Genomic DNA, 22,715 nt, shown 5'->3' on the forward strand with positions numbered 1-22,715 from the left:
CGAGCTACTGCGCGCCGGTGTCGCTGCCGGCGATGACGCGCCAGAGCGGCCCGGCCACGCGCGTGACAAGCGGAATGAGAGCCATCCCGAGCGCAAGACCGGACACGCCATCCGCCAGCGCCGTCACCGCCCATCCGGTGAAGCCCGCGATGCTTGGCGGCACCGCATGGCCGACGGCCTCGGCCCAATGGTGGAAGGTGTCGTAGAGCAGCGGCCAGCCCAGCACGTCGAGCCCGTGGATGATGATCGCGCCGCCGACCCAGAGCATCGCCGCGGTGCCGATCGTCGAGAGGAGCGCCATGAGCTTCGGCATCCCCTTCACGAGCCCGGTGCCGAGCGCACGACCGACCCCGGTCCGCGCCGTCGCTGCCATGTAGAGCCCGATATCGTCCATCTTCACGATCAGCGCGACCGATCCGTAGACCGCGACGGTGATCCCGATCGCGACGACGGCGAGCGTCAGCGCCTCCATCCAGAGCACGCCTTCGGGGATCGCGGCGAGCGCGATGGTCATGATCTCGGCCGAGAGGATGAAGTCGGTCTTGATCGCGCCGCGCACGCGGTTTTCCTCCAGATGCACCGGATCGCCCACCTCCATGTCGGCCTCGACATGCGCGTCGCCGTGGGGAAAGAGCTTGTGGAAGATCTTCTCGGCGCCCTCGAAACAGAGATAGGCGCCGCCGAGCATGAGAAGCGGCGTGATCAACCATGGCGCGAAGGCGTTCATGAGCATCGCCGCCGGCAGGAGGATCACCAGCTTGTTGAAGAGAGAGCCCTTGGTGATCTTCCAGATGATCGGCAGTTCGCGCTTGGCCTCGAAGCCGTGGACGTATTTCGGCGTGACAGCCGCGTCGTCGATCACGACGCCGGCGGCCTTCGACCCGGCCTTGGCCGCCATGCCGGCGACATCGTCCACGCTCGCCGCCGCGACCTTGGCGATCGCGGCCACGTCGTCGAGAAGCGCCAGCAATCCGCTCATGGTCGTCCCTTCCTTGCAAATCGGCGCCAACCTAGCGAATCCGTCCGCCGAGGCAAGGCGATCGCGCCGGCATGTCGCCGGAACCGCCAGAACCGGCCCCGATTCAGCGCACCTGTTTTCGCTAACACCCTCCTGTTTTCGCTACCATGTTGATATAGCGGGTTTTCCCGCCTTCCCTCCTCTGCTATGCGCAGGAACTGGCGCGGCTTGGCTCCCGCGTCTCGGGCACAGGAGATGAGGCACATGACCGTCACCATCGGCATCAACGGGTTTGGCCGGATCGGCCGTTGCACGCTGGCGCATATCGCGGAAGCGGCGCGCAACGACGTCCAGGTCGTCAAGATCAACGCCACCGGGCCGATCGAGACCAATGCGCATCTCCTGAAGTACGACTCCGTCCACGGCCGTTTCGCCGGGCCGGTGAAGGTCGGCGAGAACACCATCGACCTCGGCCGCGGGCCGATCGAGGTGATGTCGACCTACAACCCCGATGAGCTCGACTGGGAAGGCGTCGACGTCGTCCTCGAATGCACCGGCAAGTTCAACGACCGCGCCAAGGCGGCCGTCCATCTCGGCCGCGGCGCCAAGCGCGTGCTCGTCTCGGCTCCGGCCAAGAACGCCGACAAGACCGTGGTCTACGGTGTCAACCACCGCCAGCTCACCGCCGAACATCTTGTCGTCTCGAACGGCTCCTGCACGACGAACTGCCTCGCCCCGCTCGCCAAGGTGCTGAACGACGCGATCGGCATCGAGTCGGGCATCATGACGACGATCCACTCCTATACCGGCGACCAGCCGACGCTCGACCGCCGTCACAAGGACCTCTACCGGGCCCGTGCCGCGGCGATGGCGATGATCCCGACCTCGACCGGCGCCGCGAAGGCGCTCGGCGAAGTGCTGCCGGAACTGTCGGGCAAGCTCGACGGCACCGCGATCCGGGTGCCGACGCCGAACGTCTCGGCCGTTGACCTCACCTTCCAGGCGGCCAAGGACGTGACCGTGGCCGACGTCAACGAAATCGTAAGGGAAGCCGCGGCAGGCTACATGGGCATGGTCCTCGCCTATGACCCGGAGCCGAAGGTCTCGATCGACTTCAACCACACGCCCTATTCCTCGATCTTCGCGCCCGACCAGACCAAGGTCGTCGGCGGCCGCACGGTCCGGGTCCTGGCCTGGTACGACAACGAATGGGGCTTCTCCTGCCGCATGGCCGATGTCGCCGGCGCGATGGGGCGGCTCCTCCAGTAAGGAGCCTCGGGGGGCCTCGCGTCCCCGCCCATGACCAACCGGATCGCCATCGTCCTCGCGGCGCTTGTCGCCGCCTTCTTTCTGGTCGACCACTTCTGGCTGAACCTTGGTGCGCCCCTGTTCCTGGGGCGCAAACTCCTCGATCTCGTCGAATTTCTCGCCATCTGGCGCTGAGACCGCTACTCTACGGTTGACCTGTCGGCTGTATTTTGATGTTAGCGGTAACGGCGCCCGCTCGGGTGCCGGCGATTTTCGAGAGGAGGTTCGCGATGGCAGTGAAGGTGGCGATCAACGGGTTTGGCCGCATCGGGCGCAATGTGCTCAGGGCGATCATCGAGTCAGGACGCAAGGATATCGAGGTCGTGGCGATCAACGATCTCGGCCCGGTCGAGACCAACGCCCATCTCCTGCGCTTCGATTCGGTGCATGGCCGGTTTCCGGCGGAAGTGACCACCACCGCCTCGACGATCGATGTCGGACGCGGACCGATCGACGTCTCGGCGATCCGCAACCCGGCCGAGCTGCCCTGGGGCGACATCGACGTCGTGCTGGAATGCACCGGCATCTTCACCGACCGAGACAAGGCGGCGGTGCATCTCGAGAACGGTTCCTCGCGGGTTCTGGTCTCGGCGCCGTCGAAGGGCGCAGACAAGACCATCGTCTTCGGCGTGAACCACGACACTTTGACGAAGAACGACCTGATCGTCTCGAACGCCTCCTGCACGACGAACTGCCTCTCGCCGGTCGCCAAGGTCCTGAACGACGCGATCGGCATCGCGAAGGGCTTCATGACGACGATCCATTCCTACACCGGCGACCAGCCGACGCTCGACACGATGCACAAGGATCTCTACCGCGCCCGCGCGGCGGGCCTGTCGATGATCCCGACCTCGACCGGCGCGGCACGCGCGGTCGGGCTGGTGCTGCCCGAGCTCAACGGCAAGCTCGACGGCGTGGCGATCCGCGTGCCGACCCCGAATGTCTCGGTCGTCGACCTCGTCTTCGAAGCCGCGCGAGACACTTCGGTGGAAGAGATCAACCAGGCGGTTCGCGAGGCCGCGGACGGACGGCTGCGCGGCATCCTCGGCGTCACCGACCAGCCCAACGTCTCGTCGGATTTCAACCATGACCCGCGCTCCTCGATCTTCCATCTGGACCAGACCAAGGTGATGGACGGGCGGATGTGCCGTATCCTGTCGTGGTACGACAACGAATGGGGCTTCTCCAACCGCATGTCGGACACCGCCGTGGCGATCGGCAAGCTGCTCTGAGCCGCCTTCGGGCCGGAAACCCGCCAAGACCTCAGACGTCAGGGAAGACGCTGTTTCCGTTTGATTTTTGTCGGCGCATTGAGCGGATCGCGCCCGAACAGGCAACGCGCGCCGATGGGCGGTTCGGCTGCGTTCAGGGCGACGGCGGCGACGACGGCACCGGGAATGCCAGGTCGAAGGCCCAGTTGAAGACGAAGGCGTAGACCAGGTAGAAAAGCGCGAAGGACACGTCCATCAGGAAGGCTTGGACCAGGGTGACGCCGAGATACCAGGCAATGAACGGCAACAATATCGCCAGAAGACCCGCCTCGAATAGGACCGTGTGAAGGACGCGCGCCGGCAGTGTCTTGCGAACGGTTCCGACGAGCCGCAGCATCGCGTGGTCGAACAGCAGATTGTAGGCGTAGTTCCACAGCGTCGCGACCGTCGCGCCGACGATGCCGACGACGCCGATGTCGTGCATCGGCAGACCGAACGCCCACGCGCCGAGCGGCGTGACCAGGGCCAGGCCGATGATCTCGAAGCTGATGGCGTGGAGGATGCGGTCTCTTGCCGTGCGCATGATGTCCCCTTCGGTTTTCGGGTCGTCCCGAACAAGTATCCCGGTTTCGGGGGAGGTCGTCCTCGCTTTGCGTGCAGATACACGATCGCCAGCCGGCCGGCGCAAGCGCGCCCGCGTCAGAACCTGGCTTTAAGCGCAGAATCGACGGCGGGGGTCACGAATTTCGACACGTCGCCGCCGAGCCGTGCGATCTCTTTCACGAGCTTCGAGGCGATCGCTTGGCGCCGCGCGTCGGCCATAAGGAAGACCGTCTCGACCGAATCGTCCATCGCGCGGTTCATGCCGACCATCTGGAATTCGTACTCGAAATCCGCGACCGCCCGGAGCCCCCGCACGATCACCGAGGCGCCGACGTCGCGCGCGCAGTCGATCAGCAGGTTCTCGAACGGATGCACCACGATCTCGCCGCCAGTCTTGGCGACGATGGGGACACATTCGGCCTCCACCATCGCCACACGCTCCTCAAGCGTGAACAGCGGCCCCTTGTCGCGGTTGATCGCCACCCCGATCACCAGCCGGTCGACGAGCGCCATCGCCCGCTGGATGATGTCGGTATGGCCGAGCGTGATCGGGTCGAAGGTGCCGGGGTAAAGGCCGATGCGCATGAATCCCTGTCCCTCTCGGGTGGTTACGTCACGCTGACGCAACGATATTGCGCGCGCGAATGCAAGTCCCGCCCCGCCGTGGCCGGCTCAATTGCCCATGATCATCCCGGCAAGCGCATCCTTCTCCATCGCGAGTTCGGAGATCCGCGCCGCGACGAGATCGCCGATGGAGACGAATCCCACCATCGCATCGCCCTCCATCACCGGCATGTGGCGGAACCGTCCCGCCGTCATCTTCTCGAGCACGGAGTCGGCGGCATCGTTGGGTGCGCAGGAGATCAGGTTGCGCGTCATCAGCGCCTCGACCTTGTCGGTCAGGCAGCCCGAGCCCCGGCGGCCGAGGTCGCGCACGATGTCGCGCTCGGAGAGGATCCCGAGCGGCTTCTTGCCGTCGCGCGAGACGACGACCGCGCCGATCCGGCGTTCGGCGAGAAGGCGCGCCGCATCCGCGACAGTCGTCTCGGGCGTCACCGTGATGATGCCGGTCTGATCCTTGGAACGCAGAATCTGGTGAACCTGCATGGGCAACCTCCTGAGCGATAAGCGACTTTCCCTCAACGTCGCGCCTTGACCCGCCGCTGTCAAGCCAGTGCTTCGAGCCGCGCGACCTCGCGTCGCACGCCCTGCGCCAGAAGCTCGGCGAAGCGGTTGAGCCGTTCCACCCGGCGGTCGTCGGGATGGCGGATGAGGTAGAACGACCGCGTGAGCGAGACCTTGTCGGCGAGAACCTTGACGAGATCGGGCGCCGCGGGCAGCGCGAAATCATGCACCACCGCGATGCCGGCGCCGGTCCGCACCCAGTTGAACTGCACCGAGACCGAGTTCGAGGCGAGCGTCACGTCCTCCATCCCGGCCTCGCTCTGGTAGTCGAGTTCCTTGTCGAAGATCAGGTCCTGGATATAGCCGATCGTGCGGTGGCGCTTCAGATCGGCCACCGAGGTGATCGGCGGGTGGCGGTCGAGATAGGCCTTCGATGCGGCGAGGTGCAGCTTGTAATCGGTAAGCCGCTGCACCGTCAGGTGGCCCGCAGCCGGCGGGCTCACCGCGATCGCCATGTCGGCCTCGCGCTTGGACAGGTTGAAGACCCGCGGCTGGGCGACGATCTGGACCTCGAGCCCCGGATGATCGGCGCAGATCTCCGCGACGATCTGCGGCAGGAGGTAGTTCGCGCTGCCGTCCGGCGCGCCGATGCGGATCTGCCCGGTCAGGCCCGGCCCCTCGGATCCGACCTCCTCCATCGCCTCGGCCACCGCCTGCTCGGCGCGGCCCGCATGGACGAGCAGCCGCTGACCCTCGCCGGTCAGCGCATAGCCCTGCGCCGAGCGGTTGAAGAGCCGGACCGTCATCGCCTCCTCGAGCTTCGCGATCCGCCGCCCGACAGTCGCCGGGTCGAGCTTCAGGAGCCGCCCCGCCCCCGAGAGGCTCTCGGTTCGCGCGACCGCCAGAAAGACCCGCAGGTCGTCCCAATCCGCCATGATCCCATCCTTTGCAACATTGCAAAACCCTTTTGGGAAACTGCCCCTTTTCCGGGCAAAACTGCAAGGCTATTGTCGCGCAGCAACTTCGGGAGGCTTCCATGAAAGAACTGACCCACTGGATCAACGGCGAGCATGTGAAGGGCACCTCGGGCCGCTTCACGGATGTCTTCAACCCCGCGACCGGCGAAGTGCAGGCCAAGTGCCCGCTGGCCTCGGCCGCCGAGACCGAGGCCGCGATCGCCAAGGCCGCGGCCGCGCAGCCGGCCTGGGGCGCGATGAACCCGCAGCGCCGTGCGCGCGTCATGATGGCCATGGTCGGCCTGATGAACCGCGACATGGAGAAACTCGCGGAAGCGCTCTCGCGCGAGCATGGCAAGACCATCCCCGACGCCAAGGGCGACCTGCAGCGCGGCCTTGAAGTGATCGAATACTGCATCGCCGCGCCGCAGATGCTGAAGGGCGAGTTCACCGACGACGCCGGCCCCGGCATCGACATGTACTCGATGCGCCAGCCGCTCGGTGTCGTCGCCTCGATCATGCCGTTCAACTTCCCGGCCATGATGCCGCTCTGGCACGTCGGCCCGGCGCTCGCCTGCGGCAACGCGGTGGTTCTGAAGCCCTCCGAGCGCGACCCCTCGGTGCCGCTGATGCTCGCCGAGCTCTTCGTCGAGGCGGGCCTGCCGAAAGGCGTCTTCCAGGTCGTCAACGGCGACAAGGAGGCGGTCGACACGCTCCTTGACAGCGAGACGATCCAGGGCGTCAGCTTCGTCGGCTCGACCCCGATCGCGCAGTACATCTATAGCCGCGCCACCGCGAACGGCAAGCGAGCCCAGTGCTTCGGCGGCGCGAAAAACCACATGATCATCATGCCGGACGCCGACATGGACCAGGCCGCCGACGCGCTCGTCGGTGCGGGCTTCGGTGCCGCGGGCGAACGCTGCATGGCGATCTCGGTTGCCGTGCCGGTGGGCGACGAGACCGCCGACCGGCTGATCGAAAAGCTGGTGCCGCGGGTCGAGAAGCTGCGCGTCGCCCCCTATACCGACGGCAACGACGTGGATTACGGCCCGGTCGTCACCCGCGAGGCGAAGGAGCGCATCCTTGGCCTGATCAACAGCGGCGTCGAGCAGGGTGCAAAGCTCGTGGTCGATAACCGCGACTTCACGCTCCAGGGCTACGAGAACGGCTTCTTCGTCGGCCCGCACCTCTTCGACCACGTCACCCGCGACATGGACATCTACAAGACCGAGATTTTCGGCCCGGTCCTGTCGGTGGTGCGCACCAAGTCCTACGAAGAGGCGCTCGGTCTCGCGATGGATCACGAGTACGGCAACGGCACGGCGATCTATACCCGCGACGGCGACACCGCGCGCGACTTCGCGCACCGGATCAACATCGGCATGGTCGGCATCAACGTGCCGATCCCGGTGCCGCTGGCCTACCACACCTTCGGCGGCTGGAAGAAGTCGATGTTCGGCGACCTCAACCAGCACGGTCCGGACTCGTTCAAGTTCTACACGCGCACCAAGACCGTGACCGCGCGCTGGCCGTCCGGCATCAAGGAAGGTGGCGAGTTCAACTTCAAGGCGATGGACTGACGCCGGAACCGGCGCGGGGGCCCCTGCCCTCGCCCATAGACGGATCGACGCGAGGGCCGGCACACCGCCGGCCCTTTGCCGTTCAACGGGGGGGAATGGCGCCCGCTCCGCGCTTGCCCCGTGCCACGGGCTCTGCTCAACTGGCCGAGGGAGGTGCGTGCCATGACCGAGCCGGATTTCACCATCGGGATCGAGGAGGAGTACCTCCTCGTCGACCGCGACAGCCTAGCGCTCGCGGTGGCGCCCGAGGCGCTGATGGCGGCCTGCAGGGCCGAGATGGAGGGCCAGGTCAGCCCCGAATTCCTGCAATGCCAGATCGAGATCGGCACCCGCGTCTGCAAGGATGTCGGAGAGGCGCGCGATGATCTGAGGAAGCTCCGCGCCTGTGTCGCGCGCCATGCCGCCGACCACGGCCTCGCCCCGATCGCCGCCTCCTGCCATCCATTCTCCGACTGGAAGGACCAGCACCACACCGACAAGGAGCGCTACAACGTCCTGCGCCGCGATCTCGGCGGGGTGGCGCGGCGGATGCTGATCTCGGGCATGCATGTCCATGTCGGCGTCCCCTCCGAGGACATGCGGATCGACCTCGTCAACCAGCTTTCCTACTTCCTGCCGCATCTTCTGGCGATGTCGGCCTCCTCGCCGTTCTGGCAGGGCGAGGATACCGGCCTCGCGAGCTACCGGCTGACCGTGTTCGACAACCTGCCCCGCACCGGCCTGCCGCCGCGCTTCTCGAGCTGGGCGGAATACGAGCGCACCGTGCATGCGCTGGTCCACATGAAGCTGATCGAGGATTCGACGAAGATCTGGTGGGACTTGCGCCCCTCCGCCCGTTTCCCGACCATCGAGACCCGGATCTGCGACGTGCAGCCAAAGCTGGAGATGACGCTGTCGCTGGCGGCCCTCACCCAATGCCTGACTCGGATGCTCAGCCGGCTCCGGCGCAGGAACCAGCGCTGGCGGCACTACGACAACTTCCTGCTCGACGAGAACCGCTGGCGGGCGCAGCGCTACGGCATCACCGGCGGGCTGATCGACTTCGGCCGGCTCGAGGTCGTCGATTTCCCGGTGCTGCTCGACGAACTCGTCGCCCTCGTGGCCGAGGATGCCGAGGCGCTCGGCTGCACGGCAGAGATCGAGGCGCTTCGCGACCTGCTCGAAACCGGAACCAGCGCCGACCGGCAACGTGCCGTCCGCACCGATGCGATCGAGGCCGGCGACGACGAGGCCGGCGCGATGCGCGCGGTTGTGCGCAGCCTCATCGAGGAGTTTCACGCCGACCTGTGAGATTGGGCCTCCGGGGCGCAGATTTCGGCTTGCAAAATTCTTGCAACAGTTAGAATTTAACAAGCGTTCAATTCACGCCGCCAGGAGGGTTCCGATGGATTTCGCACTGAGCGAGGAACAACAGGCCATCTTCGACATGGCCTTTGCCTTCGGGCAGGAGCAGATCGCGCCCCATGCCCGTGACTGGGAGGCCGCGGGCACGATTCCGAAGGACCTCTGGCCGAAGGTCGCCGAGCTTGGCCTCGGCGGCATCTACGCCGCCGAGGACTACGGCGGCTCGGGGCTCGGCCGGCTCGACGCGACCCTGGTCTTCGAGGCGCTGGCGATGGCCTGCCCGGCCGTCGGCGCGTTCCTGTCGATCCACAACATGTGCGGCGGCATGATCGACAAGTTCGGCTCGGACGAGACCAAGGCGACATGGCTGCCCGAGCTGACCTCGATGCGCAAGGTCTTCGCCTATTGCCTGACCGAGCCCGGATCGGGCTCGGACGCGGCGGCCCTCAGGACCCGCGCCGAGCGCTCCAACGATGGCTGGAAGCTCAACGGCACCAAGGCTTTCATCTCGGGCGGCTCCTATTCCGACGTCTATGTCGTGATGTGCCGCACCGGCGAGGACGGGCCGAAGGGCATCTCGACCGTGATCGTCGAGGACGGCACGCCGGGCCTGTCCTTCGGCGCTCTGGAACAGAAGATGGGCTGGAAGGCACAACCGACCGCGCAGGTGCAGTTCGACGACTGCGTGATCCCGGCCGATAACCTCCTCGGCGAGGTGGGCAAGGGCTTTTCCTACGCGATGGCGGGGCTGGACGGCGGGCGGCTCAACATCGCGGCCTCCGCCCTCGGCGGCGCGCAGGCGGCGATGGACGCGACCGTCGCCTATATGGGCGAGCGCAAGGCCTTCGGGCGCACGCTCGACCAGTTCCAGGCGCTGCAGTTCCGGCTCGCCGAACTGGAGGTCAAGCTGCAGTCGGCACGGACCTTCCTGCGCCAGGCGGCGTGGAAGCTCGACAACAAGACCCCGGACGCCTCGAAGTTCTGCGCGATGGCGAAGCTGCTCGTGACCGACAACGCCTTCGAGGTCGCCAACCAGTGCCTGCAGCTTCACGGCGGCTACGGCTATCTCGCCGATTACGGCATCGAGAAGATCGTCCGCGATCTCCGCGTGCACCAGATCCTCGAGGGCACGAACGAGATCATGCGGCTGATCACCGCCCGCGCGCTTCTCGCGGAACGCGGCTGATGACCGAGATCCGGATCGGCAAGGAGGGCCGCGCCGGGCGGATCACGCTCGACCGGCCGAAGGCGCTCAATGCGCTGACCTACGGGATGTGCCTCGAGATCGACGCCGCACTGAAAGCGTGGGCCGGCGATCCGGACGTGGCGCTGGTGCTGATCGACGCGGAGGGCGAGCGCGCCTTCTGCGCCGGCGGCGACATCGCCGAGATGTACGCGACCGGCACCCGCGGCGACTGGTCCTACGGCCGCAAGTTCTGGTCCGACGAATACCGCATGAACGCGCGGATCGACGCATTCGCGAAACCGGTGGTGAGCTTCCTGCAGGGTTTCACGATGGGCGGCGGCGTCGGCGTCGGCTGCCACGGCAGCCACCGGATCGTCGGCGAGACGAGTCAGATCGCGATGCCAGAATGCGGGATCGGGCTGGTGCCCGATGTCGGCGGCTCCTACCTTTTGGCGCAGGCGCCGGGGCGCCTCGGCGAGTATCTCGGCACGACTGGCGCCCGGATGGGCCCGGCGGACGCGATCCTCGCCGGTTTCGCCGACCGCTTTGTGCCCGAAGCCGACTGGCCCGCGCTCAAGGCCGAGTTGATCGAGAGCGGCGCTGCGGGCCGGATCGACGCGCGAACCTCAACGCCGCCGGCGGGACGGTTCGCCGCGCTGCAAGCCGAGATCGACGCGCTCTTCGCGGGCGAGACGGCGGGCGACATCGCCCGCGCGCTGAAGGCCGCCGAAGGCGAGGTCGCAACCGAGGCGCGCAAGGCCTTTAGCCGCGCCGCGCCGCTGTCGGTCGCCTGCACGGTCGAGATCCTGCATCGCCTCCGCGCAGCGCCCTCGATGCGCGCCGCGCTGGAACTGGAATATCGCTTCACCTACCGTTCGATGGAGCACGCGGATTTCCTTGAAGGCATCCGCGCGGCGATCATCGACAAGGACCGCAACCCGCGCTGGCGCCACGAGAGCACCGAAGCCGTGCCGCCGTCCGAGGTGGCGAAGATGCTGATGCCGCTCGGGGATGACGCCCTGACATTCGAGGAGGAACGGACATGAAGATCGGATTCATCGGGCTTGGCAACATGGGCGGGCCGATGGCAGCCAACCTGGTCAAGGCGGGGCATGACGTCACCGGCTTCGACGTGGCCGGCGTGACGGTCGAGGGCGCGCGCGCGGCGGGCACGGCGGCCGAGGCCGCCGCGGGTGCCGACGTCGTCATCACCATGCTGCCGAACGGCGCGATCCTGCGCGCGGTCGCGACCGAGGTGATCCCGGCGATGAAGAAGGGCGCCGTCTTCTGCGACTGCTCGACCGTCGACGTCGCGAGCGCCCGCGCGGTCGCTGCCGATGCCGAGAAGGCAGGACTTCTCGCTGTCGACGCGCCGGTCTCGGGCGGGGTCACGGGGGCGGCCGCGGGCACGCTGACCTTCATGGCCGGCGGCTCCGAAGCGGCCTTCGCAGTCGTGCAGCCGCTCTTCGACATCATGGGCCAGAAGGCGGTGCATTGCGGTGCCTCTGGCGCCGGTCAGGCGGCGAAGATCTGCAACAACATGATCCTCGGCGTCACCATGATCGCCACCTGCGAGGCCTTTGCGCTGGCCGACAAGCTCGGCCTCGACCGGCAGAAGATGTTCGACGTGGTCTCCACCTCCTCGGGTTACAGCTGGACGATGAACGCCTATTGCCCGGCGCCGGGCGTCGGGCCGAAATCGCCCGCCGACAATGCCTACAAGCCCGGCTTCGCGGCCGAGCTGATGCTGAAGGACCTGCGCCTCAGCCAGCAGGCCGCCGAGGCTGCCGATGCCGACACGCCGATGGGCGAGCTGGCCGCGCGGCTCTACGAGACCTTCGTGGAAAGCGAGGACGGCAAGGGCATGGATTTCTCGGCGATGCTGCCGCGGTTCGAAAAACGCCATCGCGGCTGATTTCCGCCGATGCTACAGAGCGGGGGAACACTTCGCCCGCGCCAGCGATTAGGTTTCACTGGCCAAGGAGATACCGCATGACCCGCAGAACCGTCCGACTCGTCCTTTCCGCGCTCGCGCTCGCCGCGCTGAGCGCGGCCCCCGTCCATGCCGGCGGCAAGAACTGCCCGCCGGGGCTCGCCAAGAAGGCCGTGCCGTGCGTGCCGCCCGGGCAAGCGAAGAAGGGCGTGCGCTACCCCGATCGCGGCGACTATGTGACCCACTACCACTATCACCGGATCCGCTACCCGGATCGCTACGAGCTGCCGCCGCTCCGGCCCGGCGAACGGTATTACATCGTCGACAACCGCATCTACCGCGTGGACGAGGCGACATACGAGATCCTCGACTTCATCCGCGCGACCTCGGCGCTGCTCGACTGACGATGCCTCCCCGTCCCCCGAGCGAGCCGGCTCGGCCATGACCGTCTGGACCTCGGAGGCAACGGGGCTGGGCGCGCTGGACGCCGCCGCGTGCCGCCAGATCGAGACGCTTGTTCCGGTCGAACTTGCGCGCGGCACGCCGGTCTTCCATCCGGGCGACACGGTGAAGGGCTTCGTCGTCGTGCTCAAGGGCCGGATCGAGGTGTTCCTAACCGGCCCCTCGGGGCGCGACATCCTGCTCTACGCCGTCGAGCCCGGCGGCTCCTGCGTGCAGACGACGCTCGGCCTTCTCGGCGGCGACGATTACTCGGGCGAGGCCGTCGCCGCGGCCGACTGTCGGCTGGTCCTGATCCCGCGCGGCCTGTTTCTGACCCTGATGGACAGCTCCGCCACCTTCCGCGCCTATGTCTTCTCGGCCTTTGCCGCGCGGATGCAGGGCATGATGCATGTCCTCGAACGTGTCGCCTTCCAGCGCGTCGAAAGCCGGCTCGCCCAGGCGCTGCTCGACCGCGCCACGGACGGCGTGGTCCATGCGACCCATCAGGAACTCGCCACCGCCATCGGATCGGCCCGCGAGGTCGTCTCGCGGCGCCTCGACGCGCTCCAGCGGTCGGGCTGGGTCGCGACCGAACGCGGCGCCGTGCGCCTCACGGATGCCCCCGCCCTGCGGCGCCTCGCCGCAGCGGCGGAGTAGCGTGACGAGGTCACAGACCCGCCGTGCCGCCCCTGTCATCCTGCCCCCCGTAACGGCCGGGCACCCGCCCGGCACGGGAAACAGGAGACTGACCATGTTCAAGACCAATGTCGGCGGCGCGGACCGCGTGATCCGCATCCTTCTCGGGATCGTCCTTCTGGGGGCGTTCTTCGCGATGCCCGATCTCGGCTACCGCTGGGCCCTCGCCCTCGTCGGCGCGATCGCACTTCTCACCGGCGCCCTTTCGACCTGCCCGCTCTACACGCTGCTCGGCCTCTCGACCTGCCCGATGAAGAAGAGCTGATCAGCCGTCCCACTTCACCCGCATCCGGCGCGAGAACTCCGTGCCGTCCGCGAGTGCCGGGCCGAGCCGGCCGAGCGAGGCGCGTGCCGCGACCTCCTCGGCCGTGAGGTCGGGACGCAGTACCCCGATGTCGCGCAGATAACCCGGCAACCGCCCCGACAGTATGACGCGGGGATCGAACACCACGCGGTCGGAAAGCTGGGCCGCAAGATGGTAGGGAACCGTCGTGCAATTGCTCGTCAGCGTGTTGTACCAGCGCGGCGCCCGGTCGAGATCGTTGCCAAGCTCAAGGAAGGACAGGAACAGCCGCTCGCGCTGTCCGGCCTCCATCGTGATCGGATAGAGCGAGACCTGCTCGCCCCGCAGGTCGGTACGCAGCCGCACGATGTCCCGCTCGTCGGCCGCGATCAGCACCAGTTCGAACTTTCGGAAGAACCCGCCGAGGGAGGAGAACTCCTCGTCCCGCTCCTTGCGGATCTCGCTCGAAAAGACGACATGCTGGCCGTCGTCGAAGCCGAAGCTCACCAGCGTATGCGCGATGTCGGGGCTGTCCCAGACCGACAGGATGATGTCGACCGAGGTGATGGCGCCCGGATCCACGACCCGCCTCTCCCAGCGTTCGTCCGCCTCGGTCTCCGACGTCCAGCCGAAGTTCCGCACGTTGTTAAGCGTGACTTTGTCCGGCCCGATCTCGGCGGTGACGCCGTGGGCGACCTCGGGCTTCCAGTCGCGGTCGGCGCGCGGCACGAGCGTGCTCCACCAGAGGCCAGCCCCCACAAGAACCAGCCCCATCGCGATCCAGACCCGCCGCCAGTGGCGGCGCCAGAGAAGCACGAGGAGCCCTAGCAGAAGCGCCACGATCACCGCGAAGAAGACCTGCCACCACGGAGCGCCAAGCTGGAAATATCCCAGGAGCGCGGTCCAGCCGATGAGGCCGGCCGCCAGGACGACCTGAAGCGCGCGGCCCGCGATAACGGCGATCGGTACGATCATGCGACCCCTTCCCTCTGCGTCCGGGCCATTCCTGCGCAAAATCCACCTGCCTGCAAGACGCATCCTCCCTTTCGCGACGTCCGGGCTCCGATACAGGCGGGGTCCATGCTACGATGGCGCATTGTTGAAAGTGATTCCCGGAGGTTCCCTATGCGGAGATCCGTTCATTTCCTGACCCTCGCCGCCCTCACATCGATCGCGTCCACGGGCGCCGCCGCGGCGCAGACCTGTCTCAGCCAGACGGCCTCGGCGAAGTGCCTCGTCATCCCCGCCGAGCAGCGCTCGCAGCCGGAATACGCCGTCGGGGACGCGTTCCCGATCTACAATTACAGCATGCTGCTCGACATAGACCGCTACGGCCTGCCGCCCGTGGACGGGGCCTGGCGCTACTACAAGGCGGACTACGTCGTCTACCGCGTCGACGCGAACGACCACCAGGTGCTGGAGGTCATCCACAACTTCCGCCGGCGCTGATCGCTATTCGGCAGCGACCCGGCGCGGCTTCAGCATCGGCGCGAGGTAGCGGCCGGTATGGCTGCGCTCTTCGGCCGCCACTTCCTCGGGCGTGCCCGAGGCCACGATCCGCCCGCCGCCATCGCCGCCCTCGGGGCCGATATCGATGATCCAGTCGGCGGTCTTGATCACGTCGAGATTGTGCTCGATCACGACCACCGTGTTGCCCTGCTCCACGAGCTCGTGCAGCACTTCGAGAAGCTTCCGCACATCCTCGAAATGCAGCCCCGTTGTCGGCTCGTCGAGGATGTAAAGCGTGCGGCCCGTCGAGCGTTTCGACAGCTCTTTCGACAGTTTCACCCGCTGCGCCTCGCCGCCCGACAAGGTCGTCGCCTGCTGGCCGACCTTGATGTAGCCGAGGCCGACCTTGACCAGCGCATCCATCTTCTCGCGGATCGCCGGCACCGCCTGGAAGAAGCTCTGGGCATCCTCCACCGTCATCTCAAGAACGTCGGCGATACTCTTGCCCTTGAAGAGAATTTCCAGCGTCTCGCGGTTGTAGCGATGGCCCTTGCAGGTCTCGCAGGTGACATAGACGTCGGGCAGGAAGTGCATCTCGATCTTGATCACGCCGTCGCCCTGGCAGGCCTCGCAGCGCCCGCCCTTGACGTTAAAAGAGAACCGCCCCGGCGCATAGCCGCGCGCCTTCGCTTCCGGCAGCCCCGCGAACCAGTCGCGGATCGGCGTGAAGGCCCCGGTATAGGTCGCGGGGTTCGAGCGCGGCGTGCGCCCGATCGGGCGCTGGTCGATGTCGATCACCTTGTCGAGATGCTCGAAACCCTTGATCGTCTCGCAGGGCGCGGGCGTCTCGCGCGCGCCGTTGAGCCTGAGCGCGGCATTCTTGTAGAGGGTCTCCACCGTCAGCGTCGACTTGCCGCCACCGGAAACGCCGGTGACGCAGACGAACTTGCCCAGAGGAAACTCGGCCGTCATCTCCTTGAGATTGTTGCCGGTCGCCTTGACCACGGTCAGCTTCTTGCCGTTGCCCTCGCGACGATGCTTCGGCACCGCGATCTCGCGGTTCCCGGACAGGTACTGCCCGGTCAGCGAGGCCGGATCGGCCGCGATCTCCTCCGGCGTGCCTCGCGCCACGACCTGGCCGCCGTGGACCCCGGCACCGGGGCCGATGTCGAAGACATAATCGGCCTCGCGGATCGCCTCCTCGTCATGCTCGACGACAAGGACCGTGTTGCCCTGATCGCGCAGGTTCTTCAGCGTCCCGATCAGCCGGTCGTTGTCGCGCTGATGGAGCCCGATCGACGGCTCGTCGAGAACATAAAGAACGCCCGTCAGGCCCGAGCCGATCTGGGAGGCCAGCCGGATCCGCTGGCTTTCCCCGCCCGAAAGGGTCCCGGCATTGCGCGAAAGCGTCAGGTATTCGAGCCCGACATTGTTCAGGAATCCAAGGCGCTCACGGATCTCCTTAAGGATCAGCTTTGCGATCTCGTTCCTCTGCTTGGTCAGTTTCGCGGGCACCGTGTCGATCCATGCATAGGCCTCCTTGATCGACATCTGCACCACTTCGCCCACATGCAGGCCGGCGATCTTCACCGCCAGCGCCTCGGGTCTGAGGCGGTGGCCGCCACAGGCACCGCAGGGGCGGTTGTTCTGGTATCGTTCAAATTCCTCCCGGACCCAGGCGCTGTCGGTCTCGCGGTAGCGGCGCTCCATGTTGGGGATCACGCCCTCGAAGGTGCGGCTGACCTCGTAGACACGGCCGCCCTCGTCGAAGCGGAACTTGATCTCCTCGTCGCCCGAGCCGCGGAGAAAGAGGCTCTGCACCTTCTCGGGCAGGTCCTTCCAAGGCTTGCGCGCATCGAAGCCGAAATGCTTGGCAAGCGAGTCGATGGTCTGGATGAAATAGGGCGACTTGCCCTTGTTCCAGGGCGCAAGCGCGCCGTCCTTGAGCTTTAGCGTCACGTCCGGAACGACAAGCCGTTCGTCGAAAAAGAGCTCCACCCCGAGCCCGTCGCAGGACGGACAGGCACCGAAGGGCGCGTTGAACGAGAAGAGCCGCGGCTCGATCTCGGGGATGGTGAAGCCGGAGACCGGGCAGGCGAAGTTCTCGGAGAAGGTGATGCGCTCAGGTTCGCCCTCCGCCGGCGCGGTCTCGAGGATCGCGATGCCGGAGGCGAGGTTCAGCGCGGTGCGGAAACTGTCGGCGAGCCGGGTCTCCAGCCCCTCGCGCACCACGATGCGGTCGACCACGACGTCGATGTCGTGGCGATATTTCTTGTCGAGCGTCGGCGGCTCCTCCAGCTCGTAGAACTGGCCGTCGACCTTCACCCGCTGGAAACCCTGCTTGCGAAGCTCCAGGAACTCCTTCTTGTATTCGCCCTTCCGGTCGCGGACGATCGGCGCCATCAGGTAGCCGCGCGTCCCCTCGCCCATCGCCATCACCGCGTCGACCATGTCCTGCACCTGCTGCGCCTCGATCGGCTTGCCGGTGGCGGGGCTGTAGGGCGTGCCGACCCGCGCGAAGAGAAGACGCAGGTAGTCGTAGATCTCGGTCACCGTTCCGACAGTCGAGCGCGGGTTCTTCGAGGTCGTCTTCTGCTCGATGGAGATCGCCGGGCTGAGGCCTGAGATGTGATCGACGTCGGGCTTGCCCATCATGTCGAGGAATTGGCGGGCATAGGCCGAGAGGCTCTCGACATAGCGCCGCTGGCCCTCGGCATAGATCGTGTCGAAGGCCAGCGAGGACTTGCCCGAGCCCGACAGCCCGGTGATCACCGTCAACTGGTCGCGCGGAATATCCACGTCGATGGACTTCAGATTGTGCTCGCGCGCGCCGCGCACCTCGATGAATTTCTGCTCGGCCATGCTGCCCCCGGGGATCAGGCGTTAACAAATAGTGCATGTCGCGCGAGTCTCCAACCGGAAAGTGAGAACATAACAAGAACTGCGCCATTGCATGCTGACAGTATGGCTCAGGCGGAGTGCACGAAATGCGGCCACACCACATCAAATTCATCTTTTTGAATTTATTTTCCACCCGAGTCTTGATATGGAGGACCGACACGCCAGATCAGACGGCGAGATCACCTCAGCGAAAGGCCCCGCAATGCTGTCCTTCCTCCGCTCCCTCGCCTCCGGCGCGCCCGGTCTTTCGCCGAAGGACGCCGTCGCCCGCGCCGCGGCGGGAGAGCTGACCGTGATCGACGTGCGCGAGGGTGCCGAGATCGCCGCTTCCGGAAAGGCGGCCGGTGCGCTTCACGTCCCGCTCGCGGTCCTGCGCATGAAATGCGATCCGTCGAGCCCCGAATGCCTGGCGGAACTTTCCTGCGAGCGTCCCGTGGCGCTCTACTGCGCCTCCGGCGCCCGCAGCCAGATGGCGGCGCAGATGCTCGCGCAGCTCGGCTACCGCGAGGTCTACAACCTTGGCGGCTTCGGTGACTGGCGCGCCGCGGGCGGCGCGGTCACCCGCTGAACCGTCACCCGCTCGGCGGTTCGCCGCCGCTGCGGATCGCCCGGCTGGCAATGCCCAGGGTTCCACGCCCCAGGGCCCGCTGCGCACGGTTGATCCCGGCGAGCGGCGAGTCGAGCGGGGAAATCCGCTCGGTCTCGACGATGATCGTCGTGCCGGACCAGACGGAGGGCGATCCCGGCAGGAACACCGTCGCATGATCGCCCTCACGCTCCACCTCGTAGGCCAGCTGACAATGATCATCGAACCGCACCAGAACGGCGCGCAGCAGCCCTTCGCGCTCCTCTGACTCCGCGAGACCGCTGACCTTGGCCTTGACCGCGACATAGCCCGGAATCGTGTCGGTGAGGATCGCATCCACCGCCGAAACGCGCGCCTTCACGATGCGATGGCGCACCGCAAGCCCGGACAGGAAGCAGAAGCCAAGGATCAGGACCGACGCCGCCGCGCTCACCAGGACCGGCCTCGCGGCGTGGGCTTCGGGCAATGCCGCTTCGATCGGCCCAGCCACCTTGAGGGCGACGAGCCATGCCTTTTCGAACACGATCACCAGGAAGCCAATCGGCACGAGGGCCAGAATCCCGCCGACGATCGTCGTCTTGATCATGGTCTCCCCCAGTCCCGGGCACCGACCGCCCGTTCCGCTCTGGCCCTGACAGCAGGGCCGACCGCCGGCGGGTCACATGCGCGACCCCGCCGGCCGTCGCACGCCGTCAGATATGCAGCGCCCGTCCGTAGGCGTCGAGCACCGCCTCGTGCATCATCTCCGAAAGCGTCGGATGCGGGAACACCGTCTCCATCAACTCGCCTTCGGTCGTCTCGAGCGTGCGGCCGACGACGTAGCCCTGAATCAGCTCGGTCACTTCCGCGCCGATCATGTGGGCACCGAGAAGCTCGCCGGTCTTGGCGTCGAAGACGGTCTTGACCAGACCCTCCGCCTCGCCGAGCGCGATCGCCTTGCCGTTGCCGATGAAGGGGAAGCGGCCGACCTTGACCTCGTAACCGGCCTCCTTGGCCTTGGCTTCGGTGAGCCCGACGCTGGCGACCTGCGGATGGCAGTAGGTGCAGCCGGCGATGGTGTTCGGCTTGATCGGATGGGCCTTCTTGCCGGCGATCAGCTCGGCGACCATGACGCCTTCATGGCTGGCCTTGTGGGCGAGCCAGGGCGCGCCGGCGATGTCGCCGATCGCGTAAAGCCCCTCGACCCCGGTGCGGCAGTATTCATCCGTCACGACATGGGTGCGGTCGATCTTCACGCCGAGGCCTTCCAGCCCGAGGTTCTCGACGTTGCCGACGATGCCGACCGCCGAGATGACCGTGTCGAACTCCATCGTCTCGGTCTTGCCGCCGGCCTCGATATGCGCGGTCACCTTGCCCTTGGCGCGGTCGAGCTTCTTGACCGTGGATTTCTCCATGATCTTCATGCCCTGCTTGGTGAAGGACTTCTTGGCGAAGGCCGAGATCTCGGCATCCTCGACCGGCAGCACGCGGTCGAGCACCTCGACCACCGTCGTGTCGGCGCCGAGCGTGTTGAAGAACGACGCGAATTCGATCCCGATCGCGCCCGAGCCGATCACCAGCAGCTTCTTCGGCATCCGCTTCGGCATCAGCGCGTGCTTGTAGGTCCAGACCAGATCGCCATCGGCCTCAAGCCCCGGAAGCTCGCGCGCCCGCGCGCCGGTGGCGACCACGATCGCCTTGGACGCCAGTTCCTCGGTCCCCTTGTCGGTCTTGACCGACACGGTGCCCGTCTTCGGCAGCGTCGCCTCGCCCATGAAGACGGTGATCTTGTTCTTCTTCATCAGGTGGCCGATGCCGCCCGAAAGCTGCTTGGCCACGCCACGCGAGCGTTGCACGACGGCGTCGAGGTCATAGCCGATCCCGTCGGCCTTGAGCCCGAACTCCTTGGCGCGGTGCATCAGGTGAAAGACCTCGGCCGAACGCAAGAGCGCCTTCGTCGGGATGCAGCCCCAGTTGAGACAGATGCCGCCCAGATGCTCGCGCTCCACGATCGCGACGTTGAGCCCGAGCTGGGCACCCCGGATCGCGGCGACATAGCCGCCCGGACCCGCACCGATCACGATCATGTCGAAAGTCTTCGCAGCCATGTCCTACCTCCCTCGGAAAAAGTAGTTTGCCATTAAACTATTTTTTGATTCCGCGCAATGCGCCAGCGGCAGTGACGCCATGCGCCGGGCGCATGGCTTCGCTCAGGCACCGGCGAGCTCGTTCAGGATCGCGCGGTAGCCGCCGTTTTCAAGGAATTCCACCTCTTCGGCGGTGCTCTGCCGACCGAGCGCGGCGTTGCGGTACGGGAAGCGGCCGAAGCGGCGGATGATCTCTCGATGAGTTCTGCCATGCAGCAGAAACTCGTCCCGCGTCTTGTCCAGCCTGCTTTCGAACAGGGCGATGCACCAGTCCTGGTCGGCCAAGTCCTCGGAATGCTCGAACGGCATGTAGAAGAAGACCCGCTCGGGCTCCGGGATTTTCAGGTCGAACCCGCGATCGATGGCGGCGGCGGCGGCGGTGCGGGCCCGCGCGTCGGTCGCGAACGCCTCCGGCCTGCCCCGGAACATGTTGCGCGGAAACTGGTCGGTCAGGATCAGATAGGCCAGCGTGCCGCGCGGTCCGTTGCACCAGAATTCGCGCTGCCCGGCATTGGCCGCCTGCCACTCGGCGCCGAACCGCTTCCGTATCTCCTCGTCGACGTCATCTATGGCTTCGTACCAGCCGTCGACGCCGACCTCGTGCAGCCAGAACTCGACGACGGCTTCAGGTTCCGACATTCCCGTGCCCCCCCGCTTTTTTATGCTCCGGGCTTCAGATTTGCAGGATGTCGGCGGAAAAGCCAGTGCGATGATGGTCAGTCGACCGCGCCGCGGCCCGTCGGAACCTCCTCCGTCGCCTCTGCCCCGGCCGCTCCCGCGGTCGCGTCCTGGGCTTCGGCCTGGACCTCGATCGCGGCCTCGACCGCGACGAGTCCGGCCGTCGGCGCGAGCGGCATGAAGGCGCCGGGATGGTCGGTCGGCGGCGCCGGGCGCCGACTCATCCGCCAGGCGGCATAGAGCGCCATCATCGCGAAGAGCACCGCGATGAAGAGGAAGAAGCCCGCAGGGCCGATCTCGGCCATGATCCAGCCGGTGAGGATCGGACCGCCGATCGCGCCGACGCCGTTGATGAAGATCAACCCCGCCGAGGCGGCGGCCATGTCGGAGCCTTCGAGGAAGTCGTTGGTATAGGCGACGAGCAGAGAATAGAGCGGGTTCGACACCCCGCCCATCAGCGCGCCGACGGCGACCAGCATGACGAAGCTCGGCTCCATGACGACCGGCACGACGGTCGACCCCGCGCCAAGTACCGACAGCGCGAGCACCAGCTTGCGCCGGTCCATCCGGTCCGAGAGCCAGCCGATCGGGTATTGCAGCACCAGACCGCCGACATAGATCGAGGCGACGAAGATCGACAGGTCGCGCACCGACAGCCCCACCGCCGAGCCCCAGACCGAGGCCATGCCGAACTGCGCCGAGAAGATGCCGCCGAGAAGGAAGATGCCGACACAGCCGAGGGGCGAGATCTGGTAGAGGCGGATGAAGCTCAGCGGCTTCGTGAGCTCGAAGGCCGGCGCCTGGCTCGCGGTGAGCAGGATCGGCGTGAAGGCAATCGAGACCAGCACCGAGGGGATCACGAACAGCAGGTAGCCCGACGGATCGCCGACGTTTAGCAGACCCTGCGCCGAGATGATGCCGAGCATCTGCATGATCATGTACATCGACAGCGCCTGGCCCCGGGTCTCGTTCGTGGAGGCGTTGTTGAGCCAGCTCTCCGCGGTGATGTAGACGCCCGAGAACGAGAACCCGATCACCACCCGCATCAGCGACCAGGCCATCCAGTCGGGTGCCGCCGCATAGGCCACCAGAACCGCCGAGATCATCGATCCCAGGGCGGCGAAGACCCGCACATGGCCGACGCGCCGGATCATGTTCGGCGTCATCTGAGAGCCGAACAGGAAGCCGAGGAAATAGGCCGACATGACGAAGGACATCTGCGTCGTCGAGAAGCCCTCGATCGCGCCGCGGATGCCGAGAAGCGTGCCCTGCACGCCGTTGCCGATCATCAGCAGCATCATGCCCAGAAGCAGGGCCCAGGAGTTGCGAAGTACGGTCAGCATCGGAATGT

24 protein-coding genes are annotated in these 22,715 nt (G+C 66.5%); 13 read left to right on the plus strand and 11 right to left on the minus strand.

Going from position 1 to position 22,715, the window contains the following annotated elements; translation table 11 throughout:
- Positions 1 to 4 precede the first annotated feature (4 nt).
- Complete coding sequence (locus tag OM960_RS04215) at positions 5 to 979, minus strand: DUF808 domain-containing protein (protein WP_264771153.1); 975 nt, start codon at positions 977 to 979, stop codon at positions 5 to 7.
- Positions 980 to 1,222: 243 nt separating this feature from the next.
- Here OM960_RS04215 and gap (OM960_RS04220) point away from each other — a divergent pair, with 243 nt between their 5' ends.
- From gap (OM960_RS04220) to gap (OM960_RS04230), 3 genes are all read left to right on the plus strand, one after another.
- Entirely contained in the window at positions 1,223 to 2,227 is a 1,005-nt protein-coding gene (gene gap, locus OM960_RS04220; RefSeq protein WP_264771154.1) for a type I glyceraldehyde-3-phosphate dehydrogenase, read from the plus strand.
- 30 nt (positions 2,228 to 2,257) lie between these two features.
- Positions 2,258 to 2,401, plus strand: a complete 144-nt coding sequence (locus tag OM960_RS04225; RefSeq protein WP_263338774.1) for a hypothetical protein — start codon at positions 2,258 to 2,260, stop codon at positions 2,399 to 2,401.
- A gap of 95 nt (positions 2,402 to 2,496) precedes the next feature.
- Positions 2,497 to 3,498 carry a type I glyceraldehyde-3-phosphate dehydrogenase gene (gap, locus tag OM960_RS04230; RefSeq protein WP_263338776.1) on the plus strand — a complete coding sequence of 334 codons (1,002 nt, stop codon included), beginning with the start codon at positions 2,497 to 2,499 and terminating at the stop codon, positions 3,496 to 3,498.
- A gap of 133 nt (positions 3,499 to 3,631) precedes the next feature.
- Here gap (OM960_RS04230) and OM960_RS04235 read toward each other — a convergent pair whose 3' ends face one another.
- The 4 genes from OM960_RS04235 to OM960_RS04250 all read right to left on the minus strand — a co-directional run bounded on the left by OM960_RS04235 (position 3,632) and on the right by OM960_RS04250 (position 6,140).
- Entirely contained in the window at positions 3,632 to 4,060 is a 429-nt protein-coding gene (locus OM960_RS04235; protein WP_263338778.1) for a PACE efflux transporter, read from the minus strand.
- Positions 4,061 to 4,176: 116 nt separating this feature from the next.
- Positions 4,177 to 4,665 carry a pantetheine-phosphate adenylyltransferase gene (coaD, locus tag OM960_RS04240; protein WP_263338780.1) on the minus strand — a complete coding sequence of 163 codons (489 nt, stop codon included), beginning with the start codon at positions 4,663 to 4,665 and terminating at the stop codon, positions 4,177 to 4,179.
- A gap of 87 nt (positions 4,666 to 4,752) precedes the next feature.
- Positions 4,753 to 5,187: a CBS domain-containing protein gene (locus tag OM960_RS04245; RefSeq protein ID WP_263338783.1), complete on the minus strand. Its 435-nt coding sequence runs from the start codon at positions 5,185 to 5,187 to the stop codon at positions 4,753 to 4,755.
- Positions 5,188 to 5,246: 59 nt separating this feature from the next.
- Positions 5,247 to 6,140, minus strand: a complete 894-nt coding sequence (locus tag OM960_RS04250; RefSeq protein WP_263338785.1) for a LysR family transcriptional regulator — start codon at positions 6,138 to 6,140, stop codon at positions 5,247 to 5,249.
- A gap of 101 nt (positions 6,141 to 6,241) precedes the next feature.
- Here OM960_RS04250 and OM960_RS04255 point away from each other — a divergent pair, with 101 nt between their 5' ends.
- The 8 genes from OM960_RS04255 to OM960_RS04290 all read left to right on the plus strand — a co-directional run bounded on the left by OM960_RS04255 (position 6,242) and on the right by OM960_RS04290 (position 13,606).
- A complete protein-coding gene (locus OM960_RS04255) occupies positions 6,242 to 7,741 on the plus strand; it encodes a CoA-acylating methylmalonate-semialdehyde dehydrogenase (protein WP_263338787.1) in 1,500 nt (499 codons plus the stop codon).
- A gap of 162 nt (positions 7,742 to 7,903) precedes the next feature.
- On the plus strand, positions 7,904 to 9,031 hold the full coding sequence (locus OM960_RS04260; RefSeq protein ID WP_264771155.1) for a carboxylate-amine ligase: 1,128 nt from the start codon (positions 7,904 to 7,906) through the stop codon (positions 9,029 to 9,031).
- Between the two features lie 94 nt (positions 9,032 to 9,125).
- Positions 9,126 to 10,271, plus strand: coding sequence for an acyl-CoA dehydrogenase family protein (locus tag OM960_RS04265; RefSeq protein WP_264771156.1), 1,146 nt, complete (start codon positions 9,126 to 9,128; stop codon positions 10,269 to 10,271).
- Entirely contained in the window at positions 10,271 to 11,317 is a 1,047-nt protein-coding gene (locus OM960_RS04270; RefSeq protein ID WP_264771157.1) for an enoyl-CoA hydratase/isomerase family protein, read from the plus strand. Before OM960_RS04265 ends, OM960_RS04270 begins: the two co-directional genes overlap by 1 nt.
- The gene (gene mmsB, locus OM960_RS04275) at positions 11,314 to 12,186 is read left to right on the plus strand and encodes a 3-hydroxyisobutyrate dehydrogenase (protein WP_263338795.1); all 873 of its coding nucleotides are present in this window, start codon (positions 11,314 to 11,316) and stop codon (positions 12,184 to 12,186) included. The genes OM960_RS04270 and mmsB overlap by 4 nt, the downstream gene beginning before the upstream one ends.
- Before the next feature lie 77 nt (positions 12,187 to 12,263).
- On the plus strand, positions 12,264 to 12,608 hold the full coding sequence (locus tag OM960_RS04280) for an excinuclease ABC subunit A (protein ID WP_263338797.1): 345 nt from the start codon (positions 12,264 to 12,266) through the stop codon (positions 12,606 to 12,608).
- A 37-nt stretch (positions 12,609 to 12,645) separates the two neighbouring features.
- On the plus strand, positions 12,646 to 13,302 hold the full coding sequence (locus tag OM960_RS04285; RefSeq protein ID WP_264771158.1) for a Crp/Fnr family transcriptional regulator: 657 nt from the start codon (positions 12,646 to 12,648) through the stop codon (positions 13,300 to 13,302).
- A gap of 94 nt (positions 13,303 to 13,396) precedes the next feature.
- On the plus strand, positions 13,397 to 13,606 hold the full coding sequence (locus tag OM960_RS04290; protein ID WP_263338801.1) for a YgaP family membrane protein: 210 nt from the start codon (positions 13,397 to 13,399) through the stop codon (positions 13,604 to 13,606).
- On the opposite strand, the gene OM960_RS04295 is transcribed toward OM960_RS04290, so the two are convergent.
- On the minus strand, positions 13,607 to 14,599 hold the full coding sequence (locus tag OM960_RS04295) for an Lnb N-terminal periplasmic domain-containing protein (RefSeq protein WP_264771159.1): 993 nt from the start codon (positions 14,597 to 14,599) through the stop codon (positions 13,607 to 13,609).
- A 150-nt stretch (positions 14,600 to 14,749) separates the two neighbouring features.
- Here OM960_RS04295 and OM960_RS04300 point away from each other — a divergent pair, with 150 nt between their 5' ends.
- Positions 14,750 to 15,073 (plus strand): hypothetical protein, encoded by a 324-nt coding sequence (locus OM960_RS04300; protein ID WP_263338805.1) that lies wholly within the window; start codon positions 14,750 to 14,752, stop codon positions 15,071 to 15,073.
- Positions 15,074 to 15,076: 3 nt separating this feature from the next.
- Here OM960_RS04300 and uvrA read toward each other — a convergent pair whose 3' ends face one another.
- A complete protein-coding gene (uvrA, locus tag OM960_RS04305; RefSeq protein ID WP_264771160.1) occupies positions 15,077 to 17,935 on the minus strand; it encodes an excinuclease ABC subunit UvrA in 2,859 nt (952 codons plus the stop codon).
- 241 nt (positions 17,936 to 18,176) lie between these two features.
- On the opposite strand from uvrA, the gene OM960_RS04310 reads away from it, so the two are divergent.
- Positions 18,177 to 18,542, plus strand: a complete 366-nt coding sequence (locus tag OM960_RS04310; protein WP_264771161.1) for a rhodanese-like domain-containing protein — start codon at positions 18,177 to 18,179, stop codon at positions 18,540 to 18,542.
- A 4-nt stretch (positions 18,543 to 18,546) separates the two neighbouring features.
- Here OM960_RS04310 and OM960_RS04315 read toward each other — a convergent pair whose 3' ends face one another.
- From OM960_RS04315 to OM960_RS04330, 4 genes are all read right to left on the minus strand, one after another.
- The gene (locus OM960_RS04315) at positions 18,547 to 19,146 is read right to left on the minus strand and encodes a DUF502 domain-containing protein (protein ID WP_264771162.1); all 600 of its coding nucleotides are present in this window, start codon (positions 19,144 to 19,146) and stop codon (positions 18,547 to 18,549) included.
- Positions 19,147 to 19,252: 106 nt separating this feature from the next.
- Complete coding sequence (gene lpdA / locus OM960_RS04320) at positions 19,253 to 20,647, minus strand: dihydrolipoyl dehydrogenase (protein WP_264771163.1); 1,395 nt, start codon at positions 20,645 to 20,647, stop codon at positions 19,253 to 19,255.
- A 102-nt stretch (positions 20,648 to 20,749) separates the two neighbouring features.
- Positions 20,750 to 21,325, minus strand: coding sequence for a DUF924 family protein (locus tag OM960_RS04325; protein WP_264771164.1), 576 nt, complete (start codon positions 21,323 to 21,325; stop codon positions 20,750 to 20,752).
- Positions 21,326 to 21,402: 77 nt separating this feature from the next.
- Positions 21,403 to 22,707, minus strand: a complete 1,305-nt coding sequence (locus OM960_RS04330) for an MFS transporter (protein WP_263338819.1) — start codon at positions 22,705 to 22,707, stop codon at positions 21,403 to 21,405.
- Between the last annotated feature and the right edge of the window lie 8 nt (positions 22,708 to 22,715).

Origin of the sequence: Defluviimonas salinarum (assembly GCF_026013545.1) — a bacterium.
GTDB classification, from domain to species: domain Bacteria; phylum Pseudomonadota; class Alphaproteobacteria; order Rhodobacterales; family Rhodobacteraceae; genus Albidovulum; species Albidovulum salinarum.